Source organism: Flavobacterium sp. CF136 (assembly GCF_000282055.1).
In the GTDB taxonomy this organism is placed as follows: Bacteria; Bacteroidota; Bacteroidia; order Flavobacteriales; family Flavobacteriaceae; genus Flavobacterium.
Window position 1 is genome coordinate 114,053 of sequence record NZ_AKJZ01000009.1, and the last position, 9,265, is coordinate 123,317.

The 9,265-nt window shown below is 32.4% G+C and carries 8 protein-coding genes and 1 pseudogene; 7 read left to right on the top strand and 2 right to left on the bottom strand.

Annotation, left to right across the window (positions count from 1 at the left end; genetic code table 11):
- Nucleotides 1–13: 13 nt before the first annotated feature.
- From PMI10_RS21525 to PMI10_RS03660, 7 genes are all read left to right on the top strand, one after another.
- Entirely contained in the window at nucleotides 14–3,883 is a 3,870-nt protein-coding gene (locus PMI10_RS21525) for a DUF6443 domain-containing protein (RefSeq protein ID WP_007804596.1), read from the top strand.
- A 21-nt stretch (nucleotides 3,884–3,904) separates the two neighbouring features.
- Entirely contained in the window at nucleotides 3,905–4,267 is a 363-nt protein-coding gene (locus PMI10_RS03635) for a hypothetical protein (protein ID WP_007804598.1), read from the top strand.
- Between the two features lie 28 nt (nucleotides 4,268–4,295).
- The gene (locus tag PMI10_RS03640) at nucleotides 4,296–4,694 is read left to right on the top strand and encodes a hypothetical protein (protein WP_007804601.1); all 399 of its coding nucleotides are present in this window, start codon (nucleotides 4,296–4,298) and stop codon (nucleotides 4,692–4,694) included.
- A 366-nt stretch (nucleotides 4,695–5,060) separates the two neighbouring features.
- Nucleotides 5,061–5,255: a hypothetical protein gene (locus PMI10_RS03645; RefSeq protein ID WP_035631298.1), complete on the top strand. Its 195-nt coding sequence runs from the start codon at nucleotides 5,061–5,063 to the stop codon at nucleotides 5,253–5,255.
- Between the two features lie 8 nt (nucleotides 5,256–5,263).
- The gene (locus PMI10_RS03650) at nucleotides 5,264–5,728 is read left to right on the top strand and encodes a hypothetical protein (protein ID WP_007804603.1); all 465 of its coding nucleotides are present in this window, start codon (nucleotides 5,264–5,266) and stop codon (nucleotides 5,726–5,728) included.
- 163 nt (nucleotides 5,729–5,891) lie between these two features.
- Nucleotides 5,892–6,863 carry a hypothetical protein gene (locus tag PMI10_RS03655; RefSeq protein WP_007804605.1) on the top strand — a complete coding sequence of 324 codons (972 nt, stop codon included), beginning with the start codon at nucleotides 5,892–5,894 and terminating at the stop codon, nucleotides 6,861–6,863.
- A 78-nt stretch (nucleotides 6,864–6,941) separates the two neighbouring features.
- Nucleotides 6,942–7,361, top strand: a complete 420-nt coding sequence (locus PMI10_RS03660; RefSeq protein ID WP_050992417.1) for a DUF6882 domain-containing protein — start codon at nucleotides 6,942–6,944, stop codon at nucleotides 7,359–7,361.
- 390 nt (nucleotides 7,362–7,751) lie between these two features.
- On the opposite strand, the gene PMI10_RS03665 is transcribed toward PMI10_RS03660, so the two are convergent.
- Both PMI10_RS03665 and PMI10_RS03670 read right to left on the bottom strand, forming a co-directional pair.
- Nucleotides 7,752–8,300, bottom strand: a complete 549-nt coding sequence (locus tag PMI10_RS03665; protein ID WP_007804609.1) for a MepB family protein — start codon at nucleotides 8,298–8,300, stop codon at nucleotides 7,752–7,754.
- Between the two features lie 44 nt (nucleotides 8,301–8,344).
- Nucleotides 8,345–9,265, bottom strand: a pseudogene (locus PMI10_RS03670) (hypothetical protein); the annotation flags it as partial.

Here is a 9,265-nt window from a genome sequence, read left to right on the forward strand (position 1 = left end):
AACCAAAAGTAACATGAAAAAAATAGTAAACCTGCTTTTGGTTTTGTTTCCAATTGTGGCAATTAGCCAGACGATCACCCAGAATTATATAAAAACAACAACTTATAAGGTACCAACCCAGACTGCTATTTCGGCACCAACGATTACACAAGCCAATCAAAACATCACCTATTTTGATGGTTTGGGTCGTCCTGTCCAGCAAGTAGCACACCAGCAATCCGGTACAGGAAAAGATATCGTGACCCCCGTAGAATATGATGCTTTTGGACGTCAGGTGAAAGACTATCTGCCTTATGTGCCCACAGCCGCTGCTTCACTCGATTATAAAACTACCGCTCTCACGGAGGTTGGTACATTTTATAATACGGTGAAATACGAAAACACCACCAACCCTTTTTCTCAAAAAGAATTTGAAGCTTCACCGCTTAACAGGGTACTGAAGCAAGCCGCTCCGGGAGAGGACTGGAAATTAGGTAATGGCCATGAAATAAGATTTGATTACCAAACGAATACTGATACAGACAAGGTAAGGCGTTTTGGGGTTTCCTTTATTGCAGGAAATACGGAAAACCCTTATTTGGAGGACCAGGGTGTTTATGATCCTTCGCAATTGTACAAGACAGTTACCAAAGATGAAAACTGGCAAGTGAATCAAGCCTACTATCCTTTCTATCTTGATGATCATACGACGCAAGAGTTTAAAGATAAGGAGGGACATATTGTTTTAAAACGAACTTTCGATGCAAATAAATGGCATGATACCTATTATGTATATGATGATTATGGTAATCTTACTTATGTCTTGCCCCCTAAAACTGCTACATACAGTAATTTAGGACAGCAGTTTCAAAACCAGGAAATTTTCCTGGATAGTTCGAATGATGTAAACTTTTTTACATACGACACCTATTACACTGAAATTGACATGTACGAATCTAATGGAAAATTAGAATGTTCTTTGTATGCGGAAAATGTTTTTGATGATCCCTTAAAAGATGGTAAAATTGCAGACTTAAATTTCAATGTTGATTTGCCCAATATGCTTTTAGGAGATATTATGATGTATAACATAAAGGAGGAACTGGCTGTTGCAGGTACTGCTTATATTCGTAATGGAGATTTATATTTTGATTCCACTGGTATTAATGTATTTACAGACCGAGGCACCAATACTCTCCACGCGCATTTTTCCATAAATCTTGGCGATTACCAAAACAATTTTACTGTACCTTCACTGGAGAGGCAAACTTTTAATGACTTGATTTATCAATATAGGTATGACAAACGCAACCGGCCTGTAGAGAAAAAACTCCCTGGTAAAGACTGGGAATACATTGTATATGATAAACTCGACAGGCCTGTTTTAACTCAAGATGCCAATTTAAGGGGCAGTCAAAAATGGTTATTTACAAAGTATGACGCATTTGGGCGTGTCGCTTATACAGGAATGATTAGGAACGTAACTTATCTAAGTAGAATTGATATGCAGAATTATTTTGACACCCAGAATAATGTTGCAGATAAAATGTATGAGTCAAAAATAACATCAGGGACGGGTTATGACAATACCTATTACACTAATGCTAATTTTCCGAACACGGGTATTGAGATCTATACAGTTAATTACTATGATGATTATAACTTTGATACAAACGGCAGTACGCCCGTTAGCCCGGTTGTTAATACTAAGGGTTTAACCACGGGAAATAAAGTCAGGATATTGGATACAACCAACTGGACAACCAATGTAACTGGCTATGATGCAAAAGGCAGGGTAATTTATAGTTACAGTAAAAACGATTATCTGGGTACAACAAGCACGGTCAGCAGTGAACTCAATTTTATCGGACAAACTTTAAAAAACACATCTACCCATCTCCGAAATAGTGTTACAACAACTATAGTCGATATTTTTACATACGATGGCGCCGGAAGACTTACCAAACAAACACAATCTATTAATGGAACTGCAACACCCGAAGTAATTGCAGAGAATGTTTACGATGAACTCGGACAGCTTATTCAGAAAAATGTTGGCGGGAGAACAACTCAAAATCGTTTACAAACAATAGATTATACTTATAATATTCGGGGCTGGCTGAAAGGAATAAATGATAGTGATTCCAATTACCTTACCATAAGTATGGGTTCAGGTGACTTGTTTGGTTTTCAGATACATTATAACAAACCTACTTTTGGAGGTAAAGCATTATACAATGGGAACATCAGTCAGACTTTTTGGAAAACCGATGCAAACTTGAAAAGCTACACTTATCGCTATGATGCACTAAATAGGTTTAAGACAGCCAAATATTCTCAAAATAATGATTTTTATAACTACAAATTTAACGAAACTATTAATAATTATGATCGTAATGGAAATATATTGAGCTTTTTCCGTTATATGGAAAGACCAGATTTTACTTCCTTATCAATTCCTATTGACGACTTAACTTATACATATGACAAGGGAAATAAATTAATAAAAGTGGATGATGGCTATAAAAGTTCAACCTATGGTGCCGAAGGGTTCAAAGACGGGACTAATACTGGCAACGATTATATCTATGATGCCAATGGAAATATGACCAGAGATTATAATAAAGGGATAGGGACATCTTCAACTGACGGAATTACTTATAACCATCTGAACCTTCCTGTTAAAATAACATTTGGAACCGGAACTATCGATTATGTGTATGATGCAACAGGTGTAAAACAGCGTAAAATAGTAAGTACAGGAATTACAACAGATTATGCAGAAGGATTTCAGTATGAAAACAATGTATTGAAATTTTTCCCGCAACCTGAAGGTTTTGTAGAGTATAATTCAGGAATTTTTAGTTATATTTATCAATACAAAGATCATTTAGGGAATGTACGATTGAGTTACGGCGATTCGAATAACGATGGAACAATTACTGCTTCTGAAATTCTGGAAGAAAACAATTATTATCCGTTTGGGTTAAAGCATAAGAATAATAATGTAGTTAATTCAACCCATCCTGCTTTAAGGTATAAATACAACGGTAAAGAACTACAAGATGAATTGGGACTTAACTTCTATGACTACGGAGCAAGAAATTATGACCCTGCGTTAGGGCGTTGGATGAATATGGATCCTTTGGCAGAAAAAATGAGAAGACATAGTCCTTATAATTATGCATTTAACAACCCTATAAGATTTATTGATCCAGATGGAATGGCTCCTGACTGGCATAGAGATGGAGCGGGTGCTTTAGTCGCTGATGCAGGAGATACCGCTGAAACTCTAGCGCAATACACTGGATCGTCAGTACAAGAGGCAAGAGCAGAATTTAATCATAATAATTATCGTTATGAGAGTGTCATGTCCGGAGGAGAAACATTTAACAATTCTGAAAAACATGTTTCTTCTGGAGATTATGGAACAGATAAGGACTTCGGGCATGCGGTCGCTTTTGCTGGTATAGTAGCTTTGCCTATATTAGGAGGGGTGGAAGCAATAAGTTTTGGTGTACCAACTGCAGGGGAAGCTTTATTTGGAGTAGTTTCAAATACAGTATCACAAGGAATCGCAAATGGAGGTGATTTTACGCAAGTTAATACAATTGAAGCTGCTGCATCAGCGTTTCCTGGTGTAGGTCCAACTTTAATAGGAGAAAGTTTTAGTTTATCTGTTGAAGATATTAATAATTCAAATTATACACCGTCAATACCAACAAGTTTTGAGCAAGCTGCTGTTCAAATTGGAGGTGGATTAATAAGTAATAGTTTTGGTAATCAAATTGATGCAAATTCTATTTTTGCTAAAGGTGTCGCAAAAACTTATGGGGAAACTGCAAAATTTTCGGTAGAGACCGCTTCAAATGTTGCACCAAATTTATTACCTAAGAAAAAATAAAAAAGTATTTAAATTTAATATATGCAAAATTTTTATAAATCTATTCTAGTGTTAATGATTTTAGGAGTTCTCTCAATGTTTGTAAAAGGATATCTTAAGCAAAAAGAAATCAGGGAAAATCAAGAGCAAACTGTCTGTAAATTTGTATTATGTAAAGACTTTCCAAAAACAACTAAAAGCTTTTTTAAGTATAAAATTAATAATCAATGGTATAGAGAAGGTTATGGACGATGTCCAGACAATTATGATAAAAAAATTAACAAATATTTTAGGCTCTATTATTCATCAAAGGATTTTAATAAAATTATTGTTGATTTTTCTCAAGAAATTATAGATACAACTGAAATTCTGAATGCAGGATTTTCTTCAAACGAATTAGAATAATTATCTATAAAAAAATAAATACTGTAAAATGAAAAAAATAATATTATTGTTTATCACTTTCTTGTGCATTCAAAATTCATTTTCCCAGATTTCAATTCCAGAAAATGATATTCAAAAAAGAACTTATAATAATGAAGAAGTTCAAGTAAAAGCCGAATTTCCCAATGGTGAAAGAAAGTTTAATGAATTTGTATTGGAAAACTTTAAGAATAAATTTCATAAAGATTTTCCAAATGCGGTTTTAGTTGGCTTCATTGTTGACATTGACGGATCAGTAAATGATATTGAAATTATTAGTGGAGCGAGTAATGCTACAGCAAAGAAAATAAAAAAAATTATAAAAACTTCACCTAAATGGTTACCTGGCGAGCATGAGGGTTACCGTGTGAAAACAAAGGTAATAACTACCTTAAAATTGCACCTGTAATCTTTTGATAATGCATTAGATCTATTTACTAATAATTCAGGGTAGTGTTTCAGAGTTAGTGATACCCTATCTCTCGGATATGCTCAAGGATAGGGCGGAAATTCTTTCCGTGCCGACAAAGAAAATCGACAAAGAATAGAAAAAAACCGCCGCTCTGCGAAGAGTTCCCTATGAAAAGCTGCGCAAATGTCTCTGACTTTGCGCAATTTTTTGTTTCTTAGAAATTGTAAACCTGATAAAAGTCTCCCGACTTTTTACGTTTAATTCTTAATATTACTTTTATTTCTTTTACATTTAAGAAATTGCACCTAAGAAATTTAGTTTAAAAGTCGGAGACTTTATGAGGTTCCTGTTTTTAAATTATATTTGTTTAAAATTGCGCAAAGTCAGAGACATTTGCGCAGCGTAGATAAAGATTTAAAATCAATCGGACCAGGTGTTCAGCAATTCAATGAATTTGAAGGAACAAAAACGCAAGCCAGAATAGCAGAAAAGTCAAAAATAGTTAACTACTATATTCAAAATGGTCGTTTACCGCCAGGAAATAAAATGTTTAAATAAAAAAATATATGAAATTTAGCTTTGTATTAGAAATTGATTCTGAGGCTCAAGAGAAGAGTACTTTAATAAATACACTATCACAATCATTAGAAGATTATTTTAAAGATAAAGATTATGGAAATGATATAAAAACTTTTTATATTAGAATTACGTGTATAAAAACAAAACCTGGTTATGAGGCATGGTATAAACTGATTAAACCAAAATATATAGATTACAGCAAAACCACATCCAAACTAACTGGTGAAATACTTGAAGTTTTTAACACATTTTCGTACAATATAAAAATTGATAATGAAGATTATGAAGATTTTGTATATGCGAACCATGATGAAGGTAATCGGATTTTGGCTAATATGCTAATAAACTCATTATCAAACTTAGATAGTCTTCCAAAAAAAATTAAAAATTTTGATAAAGAAACATTTAAAAATGATTTTAGATTATTTTTTGAAGATCGAGGATTAATTTAAGAAAAAAGGATGAGCGATTATGTTCATCCTTTTTTACATATTTAATTTCTGGAACAGTTTTATTAGATATTTATCAAATAATTAAATATATCCGTCACAGATAAAAACGAAATTGATAGTGGATAGAATTAAATAATGCAATATTAAATAATGGAGGTCAGCAATGGTCAAGGCACTAAAATTATTAATTAATAAAAAAAATATGTTTTCATTTTTTAATAGAAGAAATACCAAGCCAGATATACCAAACTGGGCTAGTTTTTTTGAAAATTCAGAATATTCAATATTCATATACGAAATTGAAAATTATTTCAATAAGCTAAAGATTCAATTTGAAGTTTATGACGGAATTATAATAACAAGTCAAAACGAATTTGGTTTAACTAATTTAGGATTAAGCAATGTTGCTCAAATCTGCAAACAAGATCAACCTAAAAATTATAAAGTGATAATAAAGGATCACTTTAATTCACTGATTGAAGCAAATAAATTTGAAATAGAATTTGAAAAAAAAGTAGACAACTTTGATGAAGTTAAAAAATATATTGGAGTAAGATTATATAACGAAGAATATGTTGATTATACGGGAAAAGAGTTTACAATCGGAAAAGAATTTGAAGGCGATATTTATTCTATGATTGTATTTGATTTTCCTCATAGTATTTCAAGTATAAAGCCAGAGCAAATAAAAAACTGGGGAAAATCTATAGACGAACTTTTCGAAATTGGAATACAAAATATTAAAGAAAAATATCCACTTACAATAACAAAAGAAGATTTTAATACGTTTGACATTTGGTTTGTAAATTCTGATCATTTTTTTACACCAAACATACTATTTGATATAGAAAATCTCAAAAATCTTAGTGGTACTAATGGTTTATTGATTGGAATTCCTCATAGACATTCGGCTATAATATATCCAATTGAGAATTTAGAAATCGTAAAAGCGATGAATGGAATTTTTCCAGCAATTCATAATATGAACATTGAAGGGCCTGGTTCTCTTAGTAATAAAGTATTTTGGTATAAGGATGAAATTTTTACTGAAATTCCATATAAAATTCAAGATGGGAAATTGCAATTTTTTCCTCCAGAAAACTTTCTAAAAATGCTAAACGAACTAAATACTTAAATAAATCACAGACTTAGGCACGTCTATAGGCGTACTGTAAGGCAGACTTAAGAACAAAGCTACGCAAAACTTATAATGATGGACTACACAGATTTTTTAACAAATTGTTTTGGCGAATTAGAAAAATTGCAAGATAATTTAAATAAGTCTTATGATATTAATTCTTATACGAGTTGGGATTATGACCAGCCAAGCGGTATTATAACTCTTTCGAAAGGTGATAAAATTATTAATTTTAGATATTATCAAGTTGGAACTTATTCAACAAAATTAGAAACCTGGAAATGGTCTTGGGACAATGAAAATACATCAAAAAATGTAGCCATTGATGCTGAAAAAATTAAAGGTTTTGGAATTGCAAATAAGTATGAGAATTTAATTAATGGAGAATTTACTTCGTACGAAGAAATAGGGTGGGAATTATCGTCTATTTGCTGTAACTTAATTGGTGGTATAGGCGTATATAGAACCCGATCGCTCGGATATGCTCAAGGATAGCGCGGAAATTTTTCCCGATCGCTCGGATATGCTCAAGGATAGCGCGGAAATTTTTCCCGATCGCTCAGATATGCTCAAGGATAGCGCGGAAATTTTTTCCGTGCCGCCAAAGAAAATCGACAAAGAATAGAAAAAAAGAAACCCCGCAGATTGTGGGGTTTTCTATGTTTTTAAGCGATATTTTATTGAGCTAACTGCTGAATTTTCTTTTTGGTAATAAAGGCATCAATGAGTATTTTAAATTACAGATTTATCATTTTTCTGTATTTTTTCGATGGCTTTAAATTGGTTGAGTAGTTTTTTATTAGTTAGAGAACTATCTGATAAATCGTCGGAACTTCCACTCATTAAAAAATCAGAAGACACACCAAGAGCATTAGAAAGTTAAATTTAAAATAATAAACGACTCAGGTTATCAAGTAATTCTTTGGCTCTTAAGTCAATAGCTTCGTCTTTTGATATATCTAAAAAATAATCCAATTGCCAAAACTGTGTTTTTTGGGCTTGTTTACTGTTAGTTATGTCCCATGGAGCATACACTCTGGTAGCTCTTTTGCCTTCTTTGGTTTCAGTCGAAAAGATTCCTTTTTTTAATAATATCTCTTTTGGAAAAATAAATTGTCCAAAATTATTTTCTTTTCGAATGCTTATAATTACAAAATCTATTGCATCCGAAAAATCAAAAGGTTCAATAACTCCTGAGATATTACGTTTCCACAAAGTAACAAATTGGCCCGTTTTGGTTGGGGTAATTTTTGCTTCCCTGTAACAAACCCATTTATCATTAATCTTAAAACGGTATGCACTATAATCACCGCTTTCAGCTTCAGCTTCGGGAGCAGTACATTTTAAATTACAGCTGTCATAAACCAATTCTTTTGCCAGATTTAAATCATCAGGAATTGATTCTGAAGGATTCCACGTACTATCAATAATCATGTTTTGTTGTCTTTATTCGAAGTTTAAGAGCGTAAAGTTACCACTTAAAACGAGACATTCAGTCCAAAATTAAAAGCCCATTGAAATTGATTGAAAGATTGGTTATTTAATGGATTGATGTAATAATTCATGCCAGGCTCAACAAAAATATGTGTTTTTTTGTATATGCGATATTGTAAAGTACTGCTAAGTAAGGAGCCATAAATAAAATCGTTGGCATCTGAATTAGAACCTATTGAAGTACCATTTAGATATAAATTATTTGAAATTAATTTACCGACAACTCCACCGGTATTTAAGCTGATACTGGTTTTGTTTCTGTTAAAAAGAGCATAAGAAACTTCCAGCGGTATTTCGATATATTTTAAACTTTGATCAATATTACCTGTTTGGAAATTATCGCTTTTCAAAGAATTTTTAGCATTCGTTGTAACAAATACGTAATTTGAATTATTTGTAATTTGAGAAACAGTAGTTACATTTTTAATCAAATAGTCACTTGAAGATAATAAACCTGATGTGTTGCTTGTATCCATATAGCTAACATCAGCAATGCTCTGTCCTAATTCATTTATTTTTACACCGGAACTTACGGTCCATTTTTTATTTAGTTTGTAATTTGTTTTTACTCCGTATGCATTTGTCTGTTTAGACCCATTAACATTTCCCAAAGTCTTTTCTTTTTTGAGATTTTCAGAATTAGCAACTCCTGCAAAAACTTCCAAGGACCATTTTTCAGTACTTGGAACAACAGATTTAGGCTCTTCTTCTTTTTTAGATTTTCCTTCTGCAATAGTTTTTTCTAAATTTTGTAATACCGCCAGCTGAATAGAATCTTGTCCGGTCAGTAAGACGTCAGATTTTGAATTACTTGCAACAGCTTTATCTTTAATTAAGTTTTCCGGTGAACCGTTTTTTGAATCAATAACAACAGCTTTTCCTGTTGGTGAAACATCAGATTTTGT